General features: G+C 65.4%; 20 protein-coding genes and 2 pseudogenes. 16 read left to right on the forward strand and 6 right to left on the reverse strand.

Translation table 11 applies throughout. The annotated features are described in order from the left end of the window. Positions 1-371 precede the first annotated feature (371 nt). The 3 genes from P3H15_RS17115 to P3H15_RS17125 all read right to left on the reverse strand — a co-directional run bounded on the left by P3H15_RS17115 (position 372) and on the right by P3H15_RS17125 (position 3250). On the reverse strand, positions 372-710 hold the full coding sequence (locus P3H15_RS17115; protein ID WP_276138343.1) for a hypothetical protein: 339 nt from the start codon (positions 708-710) through the stop codon (positions 372-374). Positions 711-1120: 410 nt separating this feature from the next. Next, positions 1121-2146 carry an AraC family transcriptional regulator gene (locus P3H15_RS17120; RefSeq protein WP_276138344.1) on the reverse strand — a complete coding sequence of 342 codons (1026 nt, stop codon included), beginning with the start codon at positions 2144-2146 and terminating at the stop codon, positions 1121-1123. Between the two features lie 171 nt (positions 2147-2317). Beyond that, a complete protein-coding gene (locus P3H15_RS17125; RefSeq protein ID WP_276138345.1) occupies positions 2318-3250 on the reverse strand; it encodes an AraC family transcriptional regulator in 933 nt (310 codons plus the stop codon). Positions 3251-3677: 427 nt separating this feature from the next. Between P3H15_RS17125 and P3H15_RS17130 the strand changes: the two genes are divergently transcribed. The 15 genes from P3H15_RS17130 to P3H15_RS17200 all read left to right on the forward strand — a co-directional run bounded on the left by P3H15_RS17130 (position 3678) and on the right by P3H15_RS17200 (position 19690). After that, on the forward strand, positions 3678-4649 hold the full coding sequence (locus tag P3H15_RS17130; protein WP_276138346.1) for a PDR/VanB family oxidoreductase: 972 nt from the start codon (positions 3678-3680) through the stop codon (positions 4647-4649). Between the two features lie 75 nt (positions 4650-4724). Next, entirely contained in the window at positions 4725-6047 is a 1323-nt protein-coding gene (locus tag P3H15_RS17135; RefSeq protein WP_276138347.1) for a cytochrome P450, read from the forward strand. A gap of 142 nt (positions 6048-6189) precedes the next feature. Beyond that, a complete protein-coding gene (locus tag P3H15_RS17140) occupies positions 6190-7047 on the forward strand; it encodes a dioxygenase (protein WP_276138348.1) in 858 nt (285 codons plus the stop codon). A 34-nt stretch (positions 7048-7081) separates the two neighbouring features. Then, positions 7082-7387: an EthD family reductase gene (locus P3H15_RS17145; protein WP_276138349.1), complete on the forward strand. Its 306-nt coding sequence runs from the start codon at positions 7082-7084 to the stop codon at positions 7385-7387. A gap of 254 nt (positions 7388-7641) precedes the next feature. Beyond that, complete coding sequence (locus P3H15_RS17150) at positions 7642-8652, forward strand: hypothetical protein (RefSeq protein ID WP_276138350.1); 1011 nt, start codon at positions 7642-7644, stop codon at positions 8650-8652. 264 nt (positions 8653-8916) lie between these two features. Beyond that, positions 8917-9330: an SCP2 sterol-binding domain-containing protein gene (locus P3H15_RS17155; RefSeq protein ID WP_276138351.1), complete on the forward strand. Its 414-nt coding sequence runs from the start codon at positions 8917-8919 to the stop codon at positions 9328-9330. A gap of 87 nt (positions 9331-9417) precedes the next feature. Then, positions 9418-9870 (forward strand): hypothetical protein, encoded by a 453-nt coding sequence (locus P3H15_RS17160; RefSeq protein WP_276138352.1) that lies wholly within the window; start codon positions 9418-9420, stop codon positions 9868-9870. Positions 9871-9983: 113 nt separating this feature from the next. Beyond that, positions 9984-10679, forward strand: coding sequence for a hydrogen peroxide-dependent heme synthase (gene hemQ / locus P3H15_RS17165; protein WP_276138431.1), 696 nt, complete (start codon positions 9984-9986; stop codon positions 10677-10679). A 207-nt stretch (positions 10680-10886) separates the two neighbouring features. Next, positions 10887-14420 (forward strand): serine/threonine-protein kinase, encoded by a 3534-nt coding sequence (locus P3H15_RS17170; protein WP_276138353.1) that lies wholly within the window; start codon positions 10887-10889, stop codon positions 14418-14420. A gap of 203 nt (positions 14421-14623) precedes the next feature. Next, complete coding sequence (locus tag P3H15_RS17175; RefSeq protein ID WP_276138354.1) at positions 14624-15199, forward strand: flavin reductase family protein; 576 nt, start codon at positions 14624-14626, stop codon at positions 15197-15199. A 36-nt stretch (positions 15200-15235) separates the two neighbouring features. Further along, the gene (locus tag P3H15_RS17180) at positions 15236-16855 is read left to right on the forward strand and encodes a 4-hydroxyphenylacetate 3-hydroxylase family protein (protein WP_276138355.1); all 1620 of its coding nucleotides are present in this window, start codon (positions 15236-15238) and stop codon (positions 16853-16855) included. A 233-nt stretch (positions 16856-17088) separates the two neighbouring features. Next, entirely contained in the window at positions 17089-17472 is a 384-nt protein-coding gene (locus P3H15_RS17185) for a 2Fe-2S iron-sulfur cluster-binding protein (protein WP_276138356.1), read from the forward strand. A 44-nt stretch (positions 17473-17516) separates the two neighbouring features. Continuing rightward, a complete protein-coding gene (locus P3H15_RS17190) occupies positions 17517-18431 on the forward strand; it encodes a catechol 2,3-dioxygenase (RefSeq protein ID WP_276138357.1) in 915 nt (304 codons plus the stop codon). Between the two features lie 72 nt (positions 18432-18503). After that, positions 18504-19337: an alpha/beta fold hydrolase gene (locus tag P3H15_RS17195; protein WP_276138358.1), complete on the forward strand. Its 834-nt coding sequence runs from the start codon at positions 18504-18506 to the stop codon at positions 19335-19337. Between the two features lie 101 nt (positions 19338-19438). Continuing rightward, complete coding sequence (locus tag P3H15_RS17200) at positions 19439-19690, forward strand: WhiB family transcriptional regulator (protein ID WP_276138359.1); 252 nt, start codon at positions 19439-19441, stop codon at positions 19688-19690. Between the two features lie 526 nt (positions 19691-20216). Here P3H15_RS17200 and P3H15_RS17205 read toward each other — a convergent pair. Beyond that, positions 20217-20516 carry a hypothetical protein gene (locus P3H15_RS17205; RefSeq protein ID WP_276138360.1) on the reverse strand — a complete coding sequence of 100 codons (300 nt, stop codon included), beginning with the start codon at positions 20514-20516 and terminating at the stop codon, positions 20217-20219. A 224-nt stretch (positions 20517-20740) separates the two neighbouring features. Beyond that, positions 20741-21403, reverse strand: a pseudogene (locus P3H15_RS17210) (helicase-related protein); the annotation flags it as partial. Between P3H15_RS17210 and P3H15_RS17215 the strand changes: the two are divergent. After that, positions 21404-21565: pseudogene (locus tag P3H15_RS17215) on the forward strand (N-formylglutamate amidohydrolase); the annotation flags it as partial. A gap of 29 nt (positions 21566-21594) precedes the next feature. On the opposite strand, the gene P3H15_RS17220 reads toward P3H15_RS17215, so the two are convergent. Beyond that, on the reverse strand, positions 21595-22458 hold the full coding sequence (locus P3H15_RS17220; RefSeq protein ID WP_276138361.1) for a LuxR C-terminal-related transcriptional regulator: 864 nt from the start codon (positions 22456-22458) through the stop codon (positions 21595-21597). Between the last annotated feature and the right edge of the window lie 254 nt (positions 22459-22712).

Here is a 22712-nt window from a genome sequence, read left to right on the forward strand (position 1 = left end):
GCAACACCCCGCGCCGACCACGGCCAACGGGGTCGCCGGAAGCCGCCGACAGCGGCGGGTGTGCGACTCATCGGGTGCCTCTCGGATCGGGTGGGTTCGGACAGCGAAAGAATGCCGATGAGCGCCGAGGTGCGAACCAACTGCGTCCGAACTGGCCTCGCCGCCACGACCGGACGCATGGTGGTGGGCAGGCGCAACGCCGACCGCGGATCGGCCTCCTGAGTGGGTCGCTACATCGCTGTTCGAGAAGATTCGTGGCACCGAGCACCGGCGGTGGACCGCAGGTGGCTGCTCGTGGGTTCACGGTGTCACTCGCCGCCCATTGGCACCGTGGTAGTCATCATCTGTTGACGGCGCCATTCAGGTGTCGGTCATCCCACATCTGCCGTGGGGAGGGCATCCGACGTCCGGCGTGCGGCGTGCGGCCGGCCCAGCGGACGGTACCCACCCTCGCGCCGCTCCGGTCGCCACGCTTCGACGAGGACAGCGCTCAGCCTGCGCTTGTGTGCCCTGATCATGGCCAGATCCCGCGGCTTCGGTGCCAGCGCTGCCTGCAACAGGACGATGAAACGATCCCGGGTGACACCGTGGTTGACCATCAATTCACCCGGACCGGATCCGCCGAAGGGCGCCCACCGGATCGCGAAGTCGACTATCCAGCACTCATCCGAGGTCAGAACTTGCAGCCGTTTGAGGTGCTCGCTGTCCATGCGGCACTGCTGCACCCAGTTCGGTTGCTGAACTTGCTCTAACGGCTCTAACGACGAGGCGCTGTGCGCCACGGGTAGATTCATCAGCTGACCTGCTTGCTACTCGGTCGAATAGGGTGTGCGTCGCACGTAGAGGCCGAATCGCCTGACTCGGCAGAAAGATCACACCTCGCACCGCGGGTGAGCTCCCGGCCGGGGAGATCCTGCGAGGTGTCTGCAAATTTACGCGCATATGATCTGCGCCACTATCCAGTGTGCGACACGCGCTATACATATTGCGACAGCACCGGTTTCGGAGCGAGGAGCATCGCGGACTGTCACGCTCGGTGAGTTCGGTGTCCGGATACGGGCGAGTGAATGCCTCGCCGATGTTCGGCGGCTTTCCGACGGAACACTCCGCTCGACTGATGTCAGGCTGAGCGCAGGGTTTGGGACGGGCTCACGCCATAGATTCGCCGGTACTCCTGGGAGAACCGGCCGTAGTGGTAGAAGCCCCAGCGACTGGCAATGCCGGACACGGTGTCGGTTTCCGCGTCGGCCGTCATGAGGTCCTCGTGGGCTCGCTTCATCCGGGCGTTCCGGATGAACTCGATCGGGGTGGTGTCCAGGTACTCGCGAAAACCGCGCTGCAGCGCGCGGACGCCCACACCTACTTCTCGGGCAATCAGTTCAGGAGACAACGGCATCGCGGCGTGTGCGGTGATGTACTCGACGGCTTCGTTGATCGGAGCCGGGGCGGTACGCATCGCCGGCCTGGATAGTTCCTCGGCGTACTGGTGTTCGGTGAGACTGAGCAATCCCACCGCGATCGAATAGGTCAACGGCGCCGCGAGAAGGGGATTCGCCATGAACGTCCCTTCGATTTGGCTGCGGTAGGTATCGAGCACGAGGTGGCGCCAGGCACGCCCGTTGCCAGTGGTGAGATCCAGCCCGCCGTGGAGTTGAACCGGTCGCGAGACGGGCCGATCGAGCAGGTCCTGAATAGCGGTCTGCATGGTCGAGCGATCGAGTTTCATCGCGAAGACGTGCAATTGGCTGGTTCGCGGGGTGAGGATGCGAGCGTCGGAGCCTGTGGAGTAAACAACCGCGTTGCCCTGCTCGACTGCGGTCTGCTCGCCCCCCGATTCCGAGAGCAGCCGACCCGACATCGGGATGTTCACGTGATAGCCGTCAATGGACGGGCAGTAGAGGTCCGTGTTGTTGTTGTATCGCAGCTGCCCCGAGACCATGGATCCCGCAACCACCGCCTTCAGGTCGGCGTGAAATCCGGAGCCGGCACCGACCCGGGTGAGTTCGTGGGGGTGAAAGACCTCGCCGACACCGGCGACGGCTTCTTCGACGTCTTCGCTGTGCAGGTTGATCGAGGTACACGGAGGGGCGCCGCGTCCCGCCGCGGACGACGCGGTCTTCTCCGGCCCCATCCAGTGGTCAGCCACGTAAGTCTGTTCACCTTTCCGGCACTGCGCCGCGCACTCACCGAGTGCGCAGTATGACTCACATCACATATTATGCCAAATGGGTGCCGCGCTAGACAGGGGCCACCCGACCGCGCCCCCGGGGGCGCTCGCGCACGGACGAGTCCCGAGCAGGTTGTGCCGGGGCCGATCTCAGCGCTTCAATGTCTCCGACGGGGTGCAGCCGTACCGGTCGCGGTATGCCGCGGCGAACCTGCCGGTGTGGGTGATCCCGCACCGAAAGGCGATGTCTGCGACGGTGGCCGGCGGACCGGCCGATACGAGTTCGGCGTGCGCGCGCTCCAGCCGGACCTCGAACAAGTATTCGAATGGTGTCTGATTCATGCACTCCCGGAAGCCTTGCTGCAGTCGGCGCACACTGACTCCCGCCAGTTCCGCCATCTCCCCGGGTGTCCAGGCACGGGCCGGATCGGCATGTATTGCGTCGATGACCCTTTTGACGATGCGGGGGCGCGCGCCGCGGTGACTGCCCTCGTCGTCCGGTGTAGCCGCGAGGACGAATGCAGTGGTGAGGGTGCCCGCGAGCTGGGTCAGCACGAGGCTGTCACGCCAGAGGCCGGCGTCGTCGGCGACCTGATGGAAGACGGTGTGGACGAACTTGAGCCAGCTCGCCCCCCGGCCGCTGCGGAGATCGATCTGCGTCGGCAGTTTTCCCGGGCGATCGAGCACGCGGTCCATTTCGTGTTGCAGATAGCTCTTCTCGACCTTGAACCCGATGAGCCGGCATGAGGGACTCCAGTGCGGGATGACGGTGCGGGTGTCCGGGGGACAGATGGTCGCCTGGCCGGGCAGCGACAGGACCGCGGTCTTCCCGACTACCGACTCGAACCGTCCCGAGACCGGGATGTTGACGCCGTAGGCTCCGGGGTGGTCGGTCGCGACGGATACCTCGGCGCCGAGCCGCATGCTGGTGATCCGGCACGATCCGATGGTCGCCGACTTCAGGGCCGATCGAGACGCAGCTCCGGTCGTCAGCGGCCTCATCTCGTGCGGAAAATAGGCTGCGGCGACAGCCTCGTGCACTTCGTGCCAGTCGGTGAATCGGGTGGTGCTGTGTGTGCCCATCGGGGTGTACAAACCTCTCGCTGTCTTGCGCCTGTCGCCCGAAGAACCTCCCGGGCGGGCCCAGATCGTAAACGCCATTGTGAGCCCCATCACTAGATATTTGTCAAGGAAGACCGGCACATCGGGGACCCCAAACATGACTCCCAGGGTCTTCGAGCCGCCTGGGGCAGACGCAGACGACTCGAACACCACTGCACTGCTGAATCTTTCGCGACCCGACACTCGTGCAATCCGCCACCGAGGCGGCGTGTCGAAAAGCGGATAGGACGAGACGCGTCCTGGATAGCTATGAGCTCGGCCACACCATAGCTTTGTTTGTGAGATCGCACTCCGCCAGCATGTTCACGGCCGGCGGTTGCGATCCGATAGACCAACCGTGTCTTCATCGACCGATGATCGCCCGCTTCCCCGCCCCATGGAGGCTGTTATGTCCCCCGAGAACCCTGATCCGAACACCACCCTCAAACTGGTGGTGGACGAAGTCCGCAAGGAATGCGACGACGTGCTCACGCTGAGCTTGATCGACGGCACCGGAAGTACCCTCCCGACCTGGGAGGCCGGCGCACACATCGATCTGCACCTGGCGAACGGCATGGTGCGGCAGTACTCGCTGCACAACACGCCCAGCGACAGTTCCCGCTACGAGGTCGCCGTCCTTCGAGATCCCAACAGCCGCGGCGGGTCACAGCACATCCACGACGAGGTGAAGAAGGGCGCCACGCTCACAGCGTCATTGCCGCGCAACAACTTCCCACTCAAGCCGGCAGAGGAGTATCTCTTCGTCGCCGGCGGGATCGGCATCACGCCCCTGCTGCCGATGATGCAGGCCGCCGCGGACAACCACATCGCCTACCGCGTGGTGTATGCCGGCCGCTCTCGCCCGAAGATGGCGTTCTTCGAACAGCTTTCCGACGACAGCCGCGTGCAGATGTGCATCTCCGACGAGGGAACACGCCTGGACCTCGACACGTTGATCGGCGACGAACTCGGCCCGAACGTGCACATCTACAGCTGCGGCCCCGAACGGCTCCTCGACGCACTCGCCGCGCGGTGTGCCGACGTCGGGGTGTCCGCGCGGCTGCACGTGGAGCACTTCTCCGGCACTGTCGTCGAGCTCGATCCGAACGTGGAGACCGCGTTCGAAGTGGAGCTGTCCCGCTCCGGGAAAACCCTCACCGTCGGTCCGGACCAGACAATTCTCGATGCCCTGCTCGAGTGCGGGATCAAGGCCGCGAACAGTTGCGGCGAGGGAGTGTGCGGCTCCTGCGAGACAACCGTACTCGAGGGCGAGGTCGACCACCGCGACGCGGTGCTCGACGACGACGAGAAGGCGGAGAACGAGGTGATGATGATCTGCTGCTCGCGGGCACGCTCACCACGGATCGTCCTCGACATGTAGCCATCCGACCCATTGCCCGACATCGCGCGGCGTTCAGCCCGATCTGCCGCTACCCAACGTCCAGGAGGATCCACGATGACCGAAACCACTCCGGCACCGAATGCCGAAGATATCGTCGCGGGCAAGTGCCCGGTCAGCCACTTCGCGGCCGAGTTCAACCCGTTCGACGAGGACTACCAGCAGGACCCGTACCCCGTCTTCAAGTCCGTCCGCGAACAGGAACCGGTCTTCTACAGCCCCGAGATCGACTACTGGATCGTCAGTCGCTACGAGGACATCATCGAGATCTTTAAGGACACCGAGTCCTACAGCGCGAGCGAGGCCGGGGTGATGATCACCCCGCCGTGCCCGGCGGCGATGGATGTGCTGGTCGAGGCCAACTTCGTCCCCTCGACCATGCTCGTCGACGAGGACGCTCCCCTGCACCCCAAGCGGCGCAGGGTCTTCCGCAAAGGCCTCAACGACAACAAGGTCGCCGAACTCGAGCCCTACACCCGCCGGTTCGTCTCCCAGTGCCTGGACGCGATCGTCAAGAACGGCCGGGCCGACATGGTCGGCGACATGACCTTCTCGGTGCCGGCGCTGACGGCGTTCATCCTGATGGGTGTGCCGGAGGCCGAGGTCGAGCGCGTCCGAGGGTATGCGGCCCGGTTCGCGCTGTGGCTGTGGGGTCGCCCCACCGACGAGCAGCAGGTCGCCCTCGCCGGCGACTACGCCGCGTACCTTCAGTACGCGCGTGAACACGTCGACAAGCTGGCCGAGAATCCGGGCGAGGACTACATGTCCAATGTCATCAAGGCCTGGCAGAAGGACGGCAACGACGAGGTGTGGGACAAGACCTACCTCGCGTCGATCATGCAGAGTCACCTCTACGCCTCGCACGAGACGACCACCAACGCGGCGGCGAGCGGATTCAAGTCACTGCTCGAGAACCGCGATCAGTGGGAAGCGATTTGCGCGGACCCGTCGCTGATCCCCGGCGCGGTGCACGAGATCCTGCGCTACCAGTCGTCCGTGCCGACGTGGCGGCGGATCACGACGAAGCCGGTCCGGCTCGGCGACTATGACCTGCCGGCCGGTTCACGGGTGATGATGCTGACCGGATCCGCCAACCACGACGACGCGAAGTTCGAGGACGGGGAAACCTTCGACATCACCCGTGAGAACGCCGATGAGCACCTGGCTTTCGGGTGGGGTGTGCACCTATGCCTCGGCCAGGGCCTGGCCCGCATGGAGATGCGGGTGATGCTGGAGGAGACCACCAAGCGTCTGCCGCACCTGCGCCTGGTGGAGGACCAGGAATGGACGTATTCACCGAATACTTCCTTCCGCGGTCCCGACCATGTCCGTGTCGAGTGGGACGCGAGCCAGAACCCGCTCCCCGAGGACCGACCGTAGTTTCCCACTACCCCCACCCTGGTACCAGTCCCGATAGCCCAACCAGACAGTGACACGACGGCAGGTGGTGCCGTGTGGGTCGCACCCACCCCCCACGGCACCACCCGCCGCCATCACCCATCGCCTGTCAGTGAGAACCGGAATGACTGCTCACACGAGCACCGCAACCACCTTGGACACCCCGAGCTACACGGCAACACAGCTCGTTCGAGAGCGCGCCCTCCGCGCCATCCGTGCGAATCCATCACCGGCGCGCATCTCCGAACTCGCCCGAGCCGCCGCCGACGCCATTGCCGGCGTTCTTCGTCGGCACGACGTCACCGATGCCGAACTCCACGCCCTCAAGTCCTGGCTGATCTCGGTGGGCGACGACGGAGAGTGGCCACTGCTCCTGGACCTGTTTGTCGAGCGCACCATCACAGCACGCGCGAACGCAGACCACAGCGCGACCCCGAGCAGCACCGAAGGGCCCTACTACATTCCGGGACAACCGCAGCTGAGTTCGCCGTGCATGCTGCCGATGCGCGCGGAAGAACCGGGGACGTCGTTGATACTCACCGGATGCGTGACCGCCGCAGACGGCTCCCCCATCGCCTACGCGAACCTCGACATGTGGCAGACCGATGACAGCGGCCACTACTCGGGTTTCACGCCCGGGATCCCGGCAGACAACCTCCGCGGTGTCGTGACAACCGACGACCACGGGCGCTTCGAAATCGCAACCATCCTGCCCAAGCCCTACCGCATACCGGCGGACGGAGCCCTCGGCACCCTGTTCACGAAGGCGAAATGGAACCCCTGGCGACCGGCGACCATCCATGCCACCGTCACCAAGCTCGGGTACTTCCCCGTGACCACACAACTCTACTTCGACACTGGCGCGGCCTCCGATGCGGTCAGCGACAGGATCGACCCCGAACTCGTCCTCGACGTCACCACCGGCCCCGAGGGCACGGTCCGCGCCACCTACAGCTTCGTCCTCGACGCCGTCGAACCATGACCCGCACCAACGTATCCCCCGGAAGGACCCACCGATGCACACCCTGATGGTTCTCTATGGCCAGCCCACCGATCCGGAAAAGTTCCGGGAATACTACCAGCACACCCATCTGCCGATCGCCCGGAAACTGCCCGGCGTGCGGGCGACCCGCCACAGCATCAACGTTGCTGCGGCGGAGGGTGAGTCACCCTTCGTCGCCGTCTTCGAGGCGGACTTCGACTCTGCCGACGCCATGGCGGCCGCGCTGTCCTCCCCCGAGGGAGCGGCGGCGGTGGCCGACGTACCCAACTTCGCGACCGGTGGCGTGCAGATCGTGCACTTCGCCGCGACACTCAGCTGAATCGCCCCGGGCCACAGAGCCCGGATTCCCGTCGGTGGGTTGCCCTGATGCCTTCGCATTCTCGACCCATGCACCGGTCAGCGCGCGAGACTCGGCTCGACGGGCCCTCACAACCGGTGACAGTGCCCGCACTCCGCGGTCGCCGCAGCCGTCACCACTATCGACGCCGGATCTCCCGGCATACAGCGATTTCCCCAACCCCAAGGAGGCCGGGAATGCCGGCAAGAAGGACCTTCGCACTCTCCAGTGTGGCAGTGATAGGCGCAGTACTGTTCCTCTTCCCACTCGTGACGGGAATGCTCAGCAAGGCGCAGAGCGTGGACACCCTGACCGGTGATCTTCGTGGCAGCTTCGAACCGGACGCACTGATCCAGACGCGAACGGATATGAACACCGTGCAGGCGATGGCCGACCAACTGCAGGCGGAAACCCTGCCCGCCCTCCCGAACGCGCTCGGAATGCCACCAGAGCAGTTCCAGGGCTTCATGAGCGAGAATTTTCCTGATGTGGCAAGCGGGATCGGACAACTCGACACCATCCTCCCGAAGTTCCAGGGCCTGGTGACCGGGCTCGAGACCCAAGCCCCGAACTTCCGCAGCGCCGATCAGATCCCGACCAATTTCCTGCCGAGCACCACCGTGCCCTATCTCTTCCTGGTCCCCGGAGCCGTCCTGTTCATTCTGGCCGGCGGCGCACTGGTCCTCGGACGCAACCCCGCGCGGAGCGGACTCTCCCGAGTCGCCCTGCTGGTCACCGTCGCCACCGGAGTGGTCTTCGTCATCGCACCACTGATCCTGTCGGTACCGGCGAAAACCCAGGCCGTCGACGACCTCACTGCGGCGTTCGGCCCGATCTTCACCGACGACGGTGTCGCCGCGGTGCGCTCGGACATGGACGTCATCCAGAAGATGTCCGACCAACTTCAGGCCGAGACCGCCCCCGCGCTCGCCGACGCACTGAAGATGGACCCCGCCCAGTTCCAGAGTTTCATGGGCCAGAACTTCCCCGCAGTTGCCGCCGGCATGGGCCAGCTCAACGAGATCCTCCCGCGGTTCCAGGCCCTGGTGGCGGGCATGGAACAGAACGTCGACAACTTTCAGGCGGCGGCCAGTATCCCCACCGCGACACAACCGACGACAACGCTCACCTGGTGGCTCATCGTTCCCGGGGTTGCTCTGATCGTGCTCGGCGGCCTCGGAATTCCCGCGACGCGGCAGGCCGAAAGCCGCACCACGCCCCGCGAACGGACCCTGCAAGGCGTCTGATCAGCCGAACCGAAGCCACCACCCAACAAGACTCCCACCGAATCATGGCGGCGTCACCGCACTATCGCCGACCGGTTTGCCGCGACACCTCATCGTGTTCGCCGGGGCAAGCGAAGCCCTGAGGTCTCTCGGACCGGGTGCAGGTGGCCGTTCGGTGGGTCCGGAGAGGTGCCGTGTCCATGGTCGGGTGGACACGGCACCACCGACAACGAAAACAGACCAAGATTGCACAGCACAGGACAATTCGAAGGAGATCACGTTTTCATGACTGACAAGTTGAAGTTCTTCTCACCGGAATGGTGTGACGCCGCCCGCGATGCTGTCAACGCAAACGAGGCGGTCTACCGCGGGTTCAAGGACCCGTCGTCGTTCACCAACAGGATGGAACTCGCCGTCACCGGCCGCGAAGACCTGACCGTTCACCTCGAATGGAACCAGGGTGAGGTCATCTCCTGGACACCCCGCAAGTTCGACGAAGACGATCTGTGGATCGTCCTCAACGGGGGGCTCGAAGCGTGGCAGCGCGCCGCCGACGGTGACGAGGAAGCTGGAAAACTGCTCATGGCAGGAGAACTCAAGTTCGTCAAGGGCCCGATGACCGCCGCGATCGAAAACGCCGGAGCTCTCAACAACTTCCTGCTGTCCTGGGGTCGGGTACCGACCGAGTGGGCAGTCTGACACCACCCCTCCAGCCCGCGCGGGTCGACGGCGCTCCATCGGCCTGCGCGGGCACCCTATCGTTAGCAGCGCCTTGGAAGGCCCACGATGACCACGGTTCACCCCACCACGTACACCCTGTCCCTCTACGACGGCGACGACGCGAACGGCGTCGCGAGCATCCTGTCGACCCTGTTGGCACAGAACCTTCAGAATCATCCCGAACGCGTCGCCCTGGCCCGCACATTCGGTCGGCCGGTCGCGGTGTTCAGCACGGACACCAACGCCGCCGCGACCATCATCTTTCGAGACGACCACGCCACCGTCTGCAATGACATCGTGAACAATCCCGCCGTCGTCGTCTCGGCCACCGTCGGGCAGATCCTCGATGTCTCCCAACTGGAGATGAAGGCAGGCGGATTGCTGCCTGTCGGCTTCTTCACCCGGCGTGGACTCGGCGTTCTTCGCGACATTGTGACTCACAAGCTGGTCGTGAAGGGCCTGCTGACCCATCCGGTGACGGCACTACGCATGATCGCCATGCTGTCGGTGGCGAGCTGATCGATCTCCCGTTCCCTCGGAGGGACGGATGCTGATACCGATCTCCTCGCACCGCTCGGTCGCAATCGACCGTGGCGGCGCCCCATCCCCCAGACCGGAGGGCCATGAGTCTTCTGCCGCGCCCTGACTTCGACGCGCTCAACTTCCAGATCCGCTACCTCATGTTCTCGGTCTTCCAGGTGGAACCCGGCGTACTCGCAGGCGACCGGGAAGCTGTGATCACACAGGCGCGGATCTTCTTCGAAGCTCAGGCCGAGAAGGGTGTCGTGGTGCGCGGGCTCTACGACGTGGCCGGCTTGCGCGCCGACGCCGACTTCATGATCTGGACGCACTCGGCGAGCATCGAGGCCCTCCAGGCCACGTACGCCGACTTCCGCCGCACCACCGCCCTGGGCCGCGCGAGCAAGCCCGTGTGGAGCAACGTCGCGTGCCACCGTCCGGCCGTCTTCAACAAGAGCCACATCCCGGCGTTCCTGGCAGGCGAGGATCCGGGCAACTACATCTGCGTGTACCCGTTCGTCCGCTCCTACCAGTGGTACCTGCTGCCCGTCGACGAGCGCCGGAAGATGCTCGCCGACCACGGCATGGCGGCCCGCACCTACAAGGATGTGCGCGCCAACACCGTGCCGGCGTTCGCGCTCGGCGACTACGAGTGGATTCTCGCGTTCGAGGCACCGGAGCTGTACCGGATCGTCGACCTCATGCGCGACCTGCGCGCCACCGAGGCCCGGCTGCACGTCCGCGAGGAGGTGCCGTTCTTCACCGGCCCGCGGGTGGAGGTGGACACCCTGATCACGGCGCTTCCGTGAAGGCGACGGCACGATGTTTCCCGGTTCGAACTTCGGTCCACCTGGTATTTCCGGCGCGTAGGCTCATCGGAGGGAGAGTCGAGACACGACCGGCTCGGGTGTCCGTCGCCGCACAGCGGCGGGTGATGAGCGGGCTGGGCAAGGATCGTGGCGGCGCAGGATGGACCGGATGCACGAGGTTCCTCGCCCGAGGAGGGCGTGGTATCCATGACGAACGAGGACGGTCCCGGGCCTGGTCGCGGACTTGTTCCTGCGCTCCAGGCGGAACTCGAAGCCGAGGGTTTCGCGGAGGTCAGCGAGATCGGGCACGGAGGTTTCGGGGTGGTCTTCCGGTGCCGAGAGCCGTCCTTGGACCGGACCGTGGCCGTCAAGGTGCTGAACTCGACCTTCGATGAGGACGGTTACGCCCGGTTCCTCCGCGAGCAACGTGCCATGGGGCAGCTCTCGGGCCATCCGAACATCGTCAATGTGTTGCGCATCGGGGCTACCGCGAGTGGTCGGCAGTTCCTCGTCATGCAGTACCACGCGCGCGGCTCCCTGGATGCGGTGCTGCGGAGCCGTGGCCCGCTCGAGTGGAACGCCGCTGTCCGAATCGGGGTGAAGCTCGCCGGCGCCCTCGAAACTGCGCATCGTGCGGGGATCCTTCATCGTGATATCAAACCGGGCAACGTTCTGCTGACCAGTTACGGCGAACCGCAGCTGTCGGACTTCGGGATCGCGCGGATCGCAGGCGGATTCGAAACCGACACCGGCACCATCACCGGGTCGCCGGCCTTCACGGCACCGGAGGTGCTGTCCGGCGATCCCCCGACCCTGGCCTCCGACGTCTACGGGCTCGGAGCCACGTTGTTCTGTCTGCTCACCGGGCACGCTGCCTTCGAACGCCGCTCCGGTGAGCAGATCGTCGCCCAATTCTTGCGGATCGCCGCGGAGTCGGCTCCGCGGTTGCCCGCGGCCGGTATCCCCGCCGATGTCCGGGCCGCGGTCGAATCCGCGATGGCCCGCGATCCCGGCCGGCGACCGGCAACCGCCGCCGAGTTCGGAGATCAGCTCCGCACGATCGAAGCCAGTCACGGCTTGACCGCGGACGAGATGGCGCTGCCGCAGGACTCGCACCCGGCGGCACCGGATCCTTCGCCACGACACGACACCGGAACCGTCGACTACGCCCCCACCGAACTCGGTCAGCGCGCTGACGTGGACGAGCCGCCGCGGCAGCCGCCCAGCGCCTCCACTAAGTATCGGCCACCGACTCCGGCCCGGGCCCTCGTCGAGCGCGGCCGGCTCGCCGAGCGTCTTCACGATGCCGCCCGCCGCCGGCTGATCTTGATTCACGCCCCCGCGGGTTTCGGCAAGAGCACCCTGGCGGCGCAGTGGCGGCGCACCCTGGCCGACGACGGTGTCGCGGTGGCCTGGCTGAGCATCGACGCCGACGACAACAATGTCGTGTGGTTCCTGTCCCACCTCATCGAGTCGATTCGTGTCGTCCGACCCGACCTCGCGGCCGAACTCGGTCAGATTCTCGACGATCACGGCGACGAATCCGACCGGTTCGTCTTGACCGCGCTGATCAACGAGATCCACACCAGCAGAGACCCCCTGACCGTCGTCATCGACGACTGGCACCTGGTCACCGATCCCGCCACGCTCGCCGCGATGAGCTTTCTGCTCGACAACGGGTGCCATCACCTCCAGGTGATGGTCACCAGCCGCAGCCAGTCGGGCCTGCCACTGGGCCGGATGCGGGTGCGAGACGAGCTGGTCGAGATCGACTCCACCGCGCTCCGCTTCGACGAGGAGGAATCGCGGCAATTCCTGGTCGACGTCGGCGGGCTGGCCCTCGATCGGGACGCGATCAGCGCTCTGCGGGACTCCACCGAGGGCTGGGTCGCGGCTTTGCAACTGGCCACCCTGTCGTTGCGCGGGCGTGACGATCCGGCGGAGTTCATCGCCCATCTCTCCGGCCGCCACCGCGGGATCGCGGGGTATCTCGCCGAGAACGTCCTGAGCGCGCTCGAGCCCGAGATCCTCGACTTCATGCTGGCCACGTCGGTCACCGAACGCCTGTGCGCTGACCTCGCCGAAACCCTGGCCGGCGTCGCCGACGGTCAGGGCCTGCTCGAGCAGATCGAGGAACGCGATCTGTTCCTGCGCGCCCTCGACGACGACCGCGAGTGGTTCCGGTACCACCACCTCTTCGCGGACTTCCTCCGCCGCCGTCTCCAGCGCGACCAGCCGAGCAGAATCGCTGACCTTCATCGCACCGCCGCACGCTGGTTCGCCGCGCACGAACTCCTCAGTGAGGCCGTCGACCAGTCACTTGCGGCCGCGGAGCCGGACCACGCGGCCGAACTCGTCGACTCTCGCGGATTCGCCCTGATCGAACGTTCCCAGATGGCGACGGTTCTCGGGCTGATCGGGAAACTGCCCCCCGATCAGATCGAGCGCCGCCCACATCTGCAGATCGCCGCGGCCTGGGCGCACATCCTGCTCCACCGTCGACCTACCATCGTCGCCAGCGCCCTCGACTCCGTTCGTGTCGGGCTGGCGGCTCTACCCGAGTCGGGAAATGCCACCGCGGCCCTGCGCGCCGAAGCATCGCTTGTCCAGGCAGCTGCGGACCTGTTCCGGGACCGCATCGATAATCTGACCGAGTTGATCTCGGACTGCCTGGCACGAGAGAAGACTCTCCGCCCCTTCGCGTTGGCAGGCTCGGCCAACGTCGCCTCCTACGAGGCCATTCACCGCTTCGACTTCGAGGCCGCCAAACGCTGGCAAGAGTGGGCCGCCCCCTTCCATGCGCGCACGTCCGGCCCCTTCAGCGTGATCTACGGATACTGCTTGTCCGGACTCGCCGAGAGCGAACTGCTGAATGTGCAGGAGGCCGAAGACTATTACCGCAAGGCCTACGATCTCGCCCGACGGTCGGGCGGGCACCGTTCCTACACAACCCGGCTCGCCGGGACGATGCTCGGCGAATCGCTCTACGAGCAAGGCCTTCTCGACGACGCCGAACGCCTTCTCGACGAATGCTCCGAACTCGGATCCGAGGGCGGGGTGGTCGATTTCATGCTGGTCACGTTCGGCACCGGATCCCGGATCAAGGCCCTGCGCGGCGATCTCGCGGCGGCAGCGCACCGCTTGGACGAGGGGACCCAGATCGCCACGGCGCTGTCGCTGCCGAGGCTGGCGGCACGGATCGAGAACGAACGCACCCGGTGGCGGATCACCCCAGGCCAGTATCCGCCCGCGATGACGATGGCCAGTGCCCTCCCCGACGACGCGGCGCCGCCATCGCATCCCGTCAACGGTGTCACCGAGGTGACCGCGGAGCTCAACGAAGACTCCGCCATTCGCCGGCTCCTGGCAAGCGGAGATCCCGGCGACGCCGCGCTCGCGCACAGGCGGGCCGAGCAGCTCGTGGCCAGGGCCACCGCGTTGCACCGCCCACGGGCCACACTCCGCGCGAGCCTGCTGCACGTCGTCACCACCCGCCGCGTGCGGGGAGAACACGATGCCCTGGCCGCCCTGGTCCCCCTCGTCGCACAGTGTTCCCGCCTCGGGCTGATCCGGCCGCTGTGCGACGAGGGGCCGGATCTGACCCAGCTCGTCGCCACACTGGCGGACCAGCACGAGAGCCGGGACTGGGAGGCCGGCTGGCCCGCGGTTCCGGCACCATTCCTGCGTGCGGTCCTAGCCTCGAGCGAGACGACGTCACCCCCACCGCACGCCCCCGACTAAACCACCGGCCGCCGGGGCCACCGGTGGGGACTACCAGGGCGGATCATGCCGCCGGTGTCGCCCAGTCCCTGCCCGATGTTCGTTGCGCCGAGCGGATCACTCTTTCGCTGAGTGGATCGACGGCGTGTGACACCCGCCATAGCGTGAGACCCGTACTCACCAGGCAGGTCGAACAGGTCGAACGAGAGCGAAGGTGGCCACCGATGGACGCGCGCAAACTACGGGACATTTTCGGACAGTTCGCAAGTGGGGTCACAGTCATCACGTGCCGGAACACCGACGGGACACCCCACGGCGCCACGGTGACGGCGTTCACCGCCGTCTCCCTCGAGCCCGCACTGTGCCAGGTGACACTCACCCGCAAGTCGAAGGCATGCCAATACCTGAGCGACGCCCCCTTCGCCGTGAACATCCTCGGCGCCGAGCAGACCGATACGGCCATGCACTTCGCCGGTCGCCCGCAGGTTCCCGGCCCGGTATGGGCCGATGGCCCCACCGCGCCCCTGTTGTGCGGATCGGCGGCGACGCTGTCGTGCACGCCGTGGGCCGAATACGACGGCGGCGATCACCTCATCTTCATCGGCGAGATCGTCGACGTCACCGTCGACGTCACCGAGAGTGCACCGCTGTTGTTCTACCGCAGCAAGTTCCATCACATCGGCGCAGAACCGTCCGCCGCCGCATGGAGCGGCAGCATGGACGATCCGCACAGCGGATGGTTCGACGCGACGACCTCCTTCACGCCACTACACGCCAGGGCGCCCCTGTCCATTCCCTGAACCACCATCACCAACCGCACCTTGAAGGGACTACCGATGACCGTCACCGACCCCGCCACCGACACGGCCGGAACCGAACCGACGCAGGTCAATCCGGCCGCCGACGCCGCCGCCAACCAGCCCCAGATCTACGCCACCAAACCGATGACCGGTGACGAATTCATCGAATCCATCAGCGACGACCGTGAGATCTGGCTACACGGCGAGCGGGTCAAGGACCACACCAACCACCCCGCGTTCCGCAACTCCGTTCGCATGATCGCCCGCCTCTACGACAGTCTGCACACCGGCGAGCACGTCGACACCCTCACCACCAGAACCGACACCGGCAACGGCGGCGTGACGATGCCGTTCTTCCGGACCGCCAAAACCACCGAAGACGTGCTCGCCGACCGCGACGCGATCGCCACCTGGGCGCGGATGACCTACGGCTGGATGGGCCGCAGCCCCGACTACAAGGCCTCGTTCCTCGGCACCCTGCACGCCAACAAGGAGCTGTACTCCCCGTTCGAGGCCAACGCCGAACGCTGGTACCGCGAATCGCAGGAGAAGGTCCTGTACTGGAACCACGCGATCATCAACCCGCCCGTCGACCGCCAACTCCCGCCCGACGAGGTCGGGGATGTGTTCATGAAGGTGGAGAAGGAAACCGACTCGGGCCTGATCGTCTCCGGCGCGAAGGTCGTCGCCACCGGCTCGGCGATCACCAACTACAACTTCATCGCCCACTACGGGCTGCCGATCAAGAAGAAGGAATTCGCCCTGATCTGCACGGTCCCGATGGGGGCACCCGGGGTGAAGCTGATCTCCCGTGCGTCCTACGCGCAGAACGCGGCGATCACCGGGACACCGTTCGACTACCCGCTGTCGAGCCGGTTCGACGAGAACGACGCCATCCTCGTCTTCGACAAGGTCTTGGTGCCCTGGGAGAACGTCTTCATGTACGGGGCCGTCGACAAGATCAACACCTTCTTCCCGCAGTCCGGGTTCCTCCCCCGCGCGATGCTCCAGGGCTGCACCCGCCTCGCGGTCAAACTCGACTTCATCGCCGGCCTGCTGATGAAGGCCCTCGACTGCACCGGCGCCGGCGGATTCCGCGGCGTGCAGACCCGCGTCGGCGAGGTCATCGGCTGGCGGAACCTGTTCTGGTCGCTGACCGAATCGATGGCGCGCGACCCGGAGCAGTGGATCGGCGACACCGTCATCCCCAAGCTCGAGTACGGCCTGACCTACCGGATGTTCATGATGCAGGGCTACCCGCGGATCAAGGAGATCATCGAGCAGGACGTCGCGTCCGGCCTGATCTATCTCCCGTCCTCGGCGTCGGACTTCAAGTCGACAGAGATCCGCCCGTACCTCGACAAGTACGTGCGCGGCTCGGACGGCATCACCGCGGTCGACCGCGTGAAGGTGATGAAGGCGCTGTGGGATTCGATCGGATCCGAGTTCGGTGGGCGCCACGAACTGTACGAGCGCAACTACTCCGGCAACCACGAAAACGTCAAGGCCGAGTTGCTGTTCGGTGCGCAGGCCACCGGAGTGGTGTCGGGCATGCGGGGTCTGGCAGAGCAGTTCATGAGCGAATATGACCTCGACGGCTGGACCGTCCCGGACCTCATCGGCAACGACGACGTCTCGTACTTCGGTCGCAAGTAACACCAGCCGAGTAACGACAGACACGCCCGGCGACAGCGGAGCGTCGCCGGGCGGCGGACTTTCTCAACGGGTGACCGGGCTGGGTCTCGTCCGAGAAAGTCCGCCCCCCAACCCACATCAGTCCTAGCGATGGACATCGCTTCCATGACCGCCCGACGACCTGTCCCACAGGCGAAGGTACTGGTCACGGGGCACTGCACCCCCGGTGCACGCAGCAAAAGCGCGGAGGAACAATGACCGACCCGTCGCTCGCCCACGATTCACTTCCATCACCGCGCGAGTATCAGGTCACCGTGCTTCCCGACGGGATCCGCATCAGTGTCGGCACGAACGAATCGATCGTCGATGCGCTGCGCCGGCAGGGCTACCGGTCCCGGTACAAATGCAGGCGAGGCGGGTGCGGAGCCTGCCGAGCCACACTCGTCGACGGTCACGTCGTCTATCGCACGCCAGTGAGCGAATCGGTCGTGGACGGCCCCGACCGCGAGCCCGGTCAGCAAAAGTGCCTCCCCTGCCGGGCCTTTCCTCAATCAGACGTGACCATCGAACTCGGAGAACGGGACCGTCTCGTCGATGTCCTCGCAGGGTTCGGCCGGTCCCGACAACGCTCCACGTGAACCGTGGCCGCGAATACACATCACACCACAGGAAGGTACCCACCATGTCCGTGCTGCGACTGGGCTATGTCCACATCAACGTCACCGACCTCGCCGAGGCCAAGAACCACTACATCAACACCCTCGGCATGGACGCCGTCCACGAAGAGGACGGCACCGTCTACCTCAAGTCCTGGGACGAAGCAGACCACCACTCCGTCGTCCTCAACGAAGGCGGCGTCGGACTGATCAAACTCGGCTACAAGGTCGCCGACGAAGACTCCCTCGCCGAGATCGAAACCCGGGTTCGTGCGTTCGGCGCCACCTGCGAACGGATGAGCAAGGGCGACAATCAATCCGTCGGCGACGGCCTGCGCGTGACTCTGCCGTCCGAACACACCCTCGAGCTCTACAGCGACATCGAGTACGTCGGCACCGCAACAGGGGTGTGGAACCCGGACCCCTGGCCGCGCGGCGGAACCCGCGGCATCGGAGTGCCGCGCCTCGACCACACCCTCATCACCACCGAAGACCCCACACTGCTGGAACGCTTCTTCACCGAGGCGCTCGACTTCCAGGCCGCCGAACGCCTCGTCGGTGGCGAGGACAACGACGAACTCGTCGGCTCGTGGATGTTCTGTGGCGAGCAGCCACACGACATCGCCTTCGTCCAAGGCGAGAACGGCAAACTGCACCACTTCGCCTATCACATCGCGGACTGGTCGGCGTTGCTCCATGCCGGAGACGTCTTCTCCATGGAGGACGTGCCGATCGACTTCGGTCCCGCCCGCCACGGAATCACCCGCGGCGAGACGATCTACTTCTTCGATCCCGCCGGCAACCGCAACGAAGTCTTCTCCGGCGGATACCGCACCGGCAAGGACTTCCGCACCATCACCTGGACCATGGATCAGGCCGCCCGCGGCATCAACTTCACCCATCGGGAACTGGACCAGAACTTCCTCACCGTCGTCACCTAAGGCACCGGCCACCCCACGCCGAACGCCCGCGACCGGAAGTCCACCACGATTGCACCGTCACGGAGTAAACCAATGACCACCACAACCGACCAATCGCCCGAAATCGCGAAGACCATCGACGTCAACGGTGTCGCTACCAACTACCACGATGTGGGAGAAGGTGCCCCCGTCGTCCTGATCCACGGATCGGGCCCCGGGGTCACCGCGTGGGCGAACTGGCGCACAACCATCCCCCACCTCGCCGAGAAGTTCCGCGTCATCGCACCGGACATCCTCGGGTTCGGGTACACCGAACGCCCCGGCGGCGTCGAATACAATTCGACCACCTGGACCCATCATCTCGTGGGCCTGCTCGATGCCCTCGGCCTCGACAGGGTCTCCATCGTGGGCAACAGCTTCGGCGGATCACTCGCCCTGAACATCGCGACCAAACACCCTGAGCGGGTCGACCGGCTCGTGCTGATGGGTAGCGTCGGGGTGCCCTTCGAGATCACCGACGGTCTCGACGCAGTCTGGGGTTTCGAGCCCTCCCTACCGGCCATGCGCAAACTGTTGGATGTCTTCGCCTACGACCGCTCGCTGGTCAACGACGAGCTCGCCGAGCTTCGACTCGCGGCCGCGACCCGCCCCGGTGTTCAAGAGGCATTCAGTGCGATGTTCCCGGCACCGCGCCAGCAAGGTGTCGACGAGATGGCCGTCGACGAGACACTGATCGCCGGCCTGACGAACGACACTCTCATCGTGCACGGCCGCGACGATCAGGTCATACCGTTGTCCAACTCGCTGCGGCTGCTCGAACTCATCGACCGCTCACAGCTGCACGTCTTCGGACGCTGCGGTCACTGGGTCCAGATCGAGCACTCGGCCGGGTTCAACAGCCTGATCGCGGACTTTCTGTCCGAATAGCCGCAGAACACGACAACGATGAAGGGTGTCCGCGGCCGTCGCAGTTCAGCACGGCGGCCGCGAACATCGTCGCCGCATCAGAAGGTACGCCCCCAGCCAGCATGAACGACGACCTGTTCGGCCACGAACTCGAATGGCAGCGACACTCCCGATGCCGCAGGATGGGAACCGAATTGTTCTTCCCACAAGACGGAGAATCTCCGCACCAGCGGTCAAAGCGCGAACGCGAAGCCAAACAGCTGTGCGCGCGCTGCCCAGTCGCCGACGCATGCCGAACCTACGCATTCGAAAAAGCAGAGCCACACGGGATCTGGGGCGGGCTCTCTGCCACCGAACGACGGTCGTGGCACTGACCGCACAGTCGCACGTCGATGAAGCATCGCTCCCATGTGCGATAGCTCGCCGGCATCGGGATCAGCACGGTGGAGTTCGAGTTTCGAGCTCGCACCGGACGCGACCGGCACAACCGCACGCCATCGAAGCCAATCGAGACCCGACCCCTTGTCGTGGCTCGATCAAGCACGCCACCGACTGGCGGCACCCAGACGCTTACCTGGGCCCGACCGCATCACCCTCATCGACGTCACCTGCAGGAGACACGCATGCCCACGCTCTTCCTCCACGCCCTGATCGCAGTGCTCAGCCTCTTGCACCGAGGCCAGTGGGGGGTCACGCCCCGCCGGATAATCTGGGAAATCGCGTACGCCCGGGCCGCGATGCGCTGGGTGCAGATGTGTACCGAACCGGTGGAGGTGCCCGAGCCGGTCACTTCGAGGCAAAGTCAGTCACCAACATCGGCGTAGCCGATCCCTCCTTTAGCCGATGGCCGAGGCGACCCGATTGCGCCATTAAGCCCGTGACCCTGCCCAGCTGACTTCGTCAACCCGAAAGTTCCTTCACTGCATGGTCGATCGCGGCGTTCAGTTGCTCCCGGAGATCCTCCAGCTCATCGAGCTGCGCTTGCACCGGTCGGCGGGAAGTCGGGTTGTGCCCGTTGACCGAATCCCAGATTTGTTGGCCAGCGATCCTGGCGCCCTCCGCCGGAGAGACCTTCGCCCCGTCGACGTCGTAGGACAGCCAGGCGGTCGGCGCCGGATCCGCACCGACCGGCGTCTCGTTGATACGGTCGAGCGCATCAGCCACACACTCGATCATGTCCTTGAAATAGACCTCGATCACACGACCCTCCATTTGTTTTCACCGCTGATGCACCCCACCCCCGGGCGGGGCACTCCTCGCCGCATCCAACAGCAGCAGAGGTGCTCGCCCCAACAGGGAGATATCCGATCCTCGACCAGACCATAGCCGTCTGCGGTCGATGGTGCGCTGGACCCCGGGGCCGGCGGTCGACGATTCCTGTGGTCGCAGCTGTGGCTGGCGGCACTCGGTAGTCACGCCTCGGCGCAGTTGTCGCAGCGTCCGCACCGGTTCGGACCGTCCTCGAGGTCAGGGTCGTCGAGTTGTCGTCGCAGGAATTCCATGCGGCAGCCGTGAGTGTGCTGGTAGTCGATCATGGCCTGCTGCTCGGCCTCTCGCGCGGCTTCGAGACCCTCGTACCGCTGCGCGTCGTAGCTCCAGGGGAGACCGGTAAAAATCCAGCCGTCGCGGACCCGCGCGACGACACCGTCGACTTCGAGGACACCGAGGACCATCATCAGCCGATTGCGTCGCAGATCGACTTTGGTCAACAGCGTCTTGAGCCTCTGCGCCCGATCCTCGCTGAGGGCGTCGAGCACTTGCCTGACGACCTCCTCGCGGGGAAAGGCGAGAGACCCGAAGTAGTCCCAGATGTCCCGGTCTTCGCTACCGGGCAACAGGATGGCGTCCGCTCGCGGCATAGCGCGGCCGGCGCGCCCGATGTGCTGGTAGTAGGAGATCGGGGACGCGGGCGCACCCATATGGACGACGAATCCGAGATCGGGTTTGTCGAAGCCCATCCCGAGCGCGGAGGTGGCGACGAGCGCCTTGACCCGATTGTCCAGCAGATCCGCTTCCAGCTGCTCCCGCTCGGCGGCATCTGTCCGGCCGGTATAGGCGGCGACGCGGTACCCGTGTTCGGAAAGCACGCGCACGGATACTTTCTCGGCGCCGTCGACCCGGACACCGGCGTCCATCGACGCGGGCAGCTCGTATATCGCCTCTACCTCGACACCGATCGCCGGGCGATACCCGTGCCTCGACAGGCGGTCACCTGCCCGCACTACCTACTCTCTGCCCGCACTGGGTAGGTCGCGGCCGGATGACGACAACGGTTGCGTCATGGCAGTAGCCTGAGCTTGCGTGCAGTGACAACAGCTTCCTGACGCGAACGCGCGCCGAGCTTGTTCATCGCAGCGCGCAGATAGCTCTTCACGGTTTCGGGTCCCACGGAAAGCCTCTGGGCGATTTCGCTGTTAGTACAGCCCAACGCGACGTGCGCTAGCACGTCGATCTCACGTGGCGTCAACTGCATCTCGCGGCCGGGGCGAGTGGCATTGCTCGGCTGGCGCAGTGCAGCGATCCGATCGGACAACTCGTGCAGTCGTGACCGCACGGCCGTGTCGGCGACGTGTTGTGCCACCGCTCGCAGGTCGGCGTGGATGTCTCGAAGTTCCTCGGTGGTTGCGCCGTCCGCGCCGGCCGATTCGATCGTGGCAAGCATCTGAAGTCTCCGATCGACCTCGTCGCGGATGGAGATCTCGGCGCTGAGCCGACGGGACGCTGCGACGACGAGGGTGGCGGTTCGATCACCGATCGGCGCGCATTCACGGCTCGCAGCGTAGAGAACGGCCCGCGCCTTACCGCCGACCACCACCGGTACCGCGAGGACCGAACGCAAGCCTTCGGTGAGAACGGGCCGATCGTAGTGGTGGGTGATGGTGGATGAGCGTCGGTAGTCGTGCACCGATATCGGGGCTCGGTGTGCGACTGCGCGTCCTCCGAGACCCGAATGCGGCGGGATCGACAATCCCTTCAACCCGGCGGTACGGGTTCCCATGAATTCGCTCAACTGCAGTATGTCGTCGTGGACCTCGCCGGCGAAGACGACGGGCGCAGCACCGCGTGCGGCGACGGTGCGTAACTCGCCGCGCAGGGCATCCTCGTCTCGGGGACGCAGAACTGCGAATGCGGTAGCCGCCACAGTGGTTTCACCCTTTCGTTGGATGACTGGAGGATTGGTCGCACCCGTGTCGCGTGCCGAGCGACCGTCATGGACTCCATCAGTGCGAGATCAGAGTCAGGATCGACTGCTCACTCAAGTTCGCTCACTCGCCCACCGATCGAGCGTGCGCGTATCCGATCGGCGCTGTCACGTCGTCGGCGTAGGGCGGGTCCTCTGGCTCGTGCGGTGAAGATGCGCGAGGGCGAGTGTTCGGATCTGTTCGCCCGTTCCTG

Origin of the sequence: Rhodococcus sp. T2V (genome assembly GCF_029269925.1) — a bacterium.
GTDB lineage: Bacteria > Actinomycetota > Actinomycetes > Mycobacteriales > Mycobacteriaceae > Rhodococcus_F > Rhodococcus_F koreensis.

Excerpts from the sequence above, each read along its gene's own strand:
- P3H15_RS17130 (WP_276138346.1), top strand. The coding sequence starts at position 3,678 with ATGTCCCCCGAGAACCCTGATCCGAACACCACCCTCAAACTGGTGGTG.
- P3H15_RS17185 (WP_276138356.1), top strand. The coding sequence starts at position 17,089 with ATGACCGACCCGTCGCTCGCCCACGATTCACTTCCATCACCGCGCGAG.
- P3H15_RS17135 (WP_276138347.1), top strand. The coding sequence starts at position 4,725 with ATGACCGAAACCACTCCGGCACCGAATGCCGAAGATATCGTCGCGGGC.
- P3H15_RS17115 (WP_276138343.1), bottom strand. The coding sequence starts at position 710 with ATGGACAGCGAGCACCTCAAACGGCTGCAAGTTCTGACCTCGGATGAG.
- P3H15_RS17145 (WP_276138349.1), top strand. The coding sequence starts at position 7,082 with ATGCACACCCTGATGGTTCTCTATGGCCAGCCCACCGATCCGGAAAAG.
- P3H15_RS17125 (WP_276138345.1), bottom strand. The coding sequence starts at position 3,250 with ATGGGCACACACAGCACCACCCGATTCACCGACTGGCACGAAGTGCAC.
- P3H15_RS17180 (WP_276138355.1), top strand. The coding sequence starts at position 15,236 with ATGACCGTCACCGACCCCGCCACCGACACGGCCGGAACCGAACCGACG.
- P3H15_RS17170 (WP_276138353.1), top strand. The coding sequence starts at position 10,887 with ATGACGAACGAGGACGGTCCCGGGCCTGGTCGCGGACTTGTTCCTGCG.
- P3H15_RS17200 (WP_276138359.1), top strand. The coding sequence starts at position 19,439 with ATGAACGACGACCTGTTCGGCCACGAACTCGAATGGCAGCGACACTCC.
- P3H15_RS17155 (WP_276138351.1), top strand. The coding sequence starts at position 8,917 with ATGACTGACAAGTTGAAGTTCTTCTCACCGGAATGGTGTGACGCCGCC.
- P3H15_RS17195 (WP_276138358.1), top strand. The coding sequence starts at position 18,504 with ATGACCACCACAACCGACCAATCGCCCGAAATCGCGAAGACCATCGAC.
- P3H15_RS17175 (WP_276138354.1), top strand. The coding sequence starts at position 14,624 with ATGGACGCGCGCAAACTACGGGACATTTTCGGACAGTTCGCAAGTGGG.
- P3H15_RS17190 (WP_276138357.1), top strand. The coding sequence starts at position 17,517 with ATGTCCGTGCTGCGACTGGGCTATGTCCACATCAACGTCACCGACCTC.
- P3H15_RS17140 (WP_276138348.1), top strand. The coding sequence starts at position 6,190 with ATGACTGCTCACACGAGCACCGCAACCACCTTGGACACCCCGAGCTAC.
- P3H15_RS17160 (WP_276138352.1), top strand. The coding sequence starts at position 9,418 with ATGACCACGGTTCACCCCACCACGTACACCCTGTCCCTCTACGACGGC.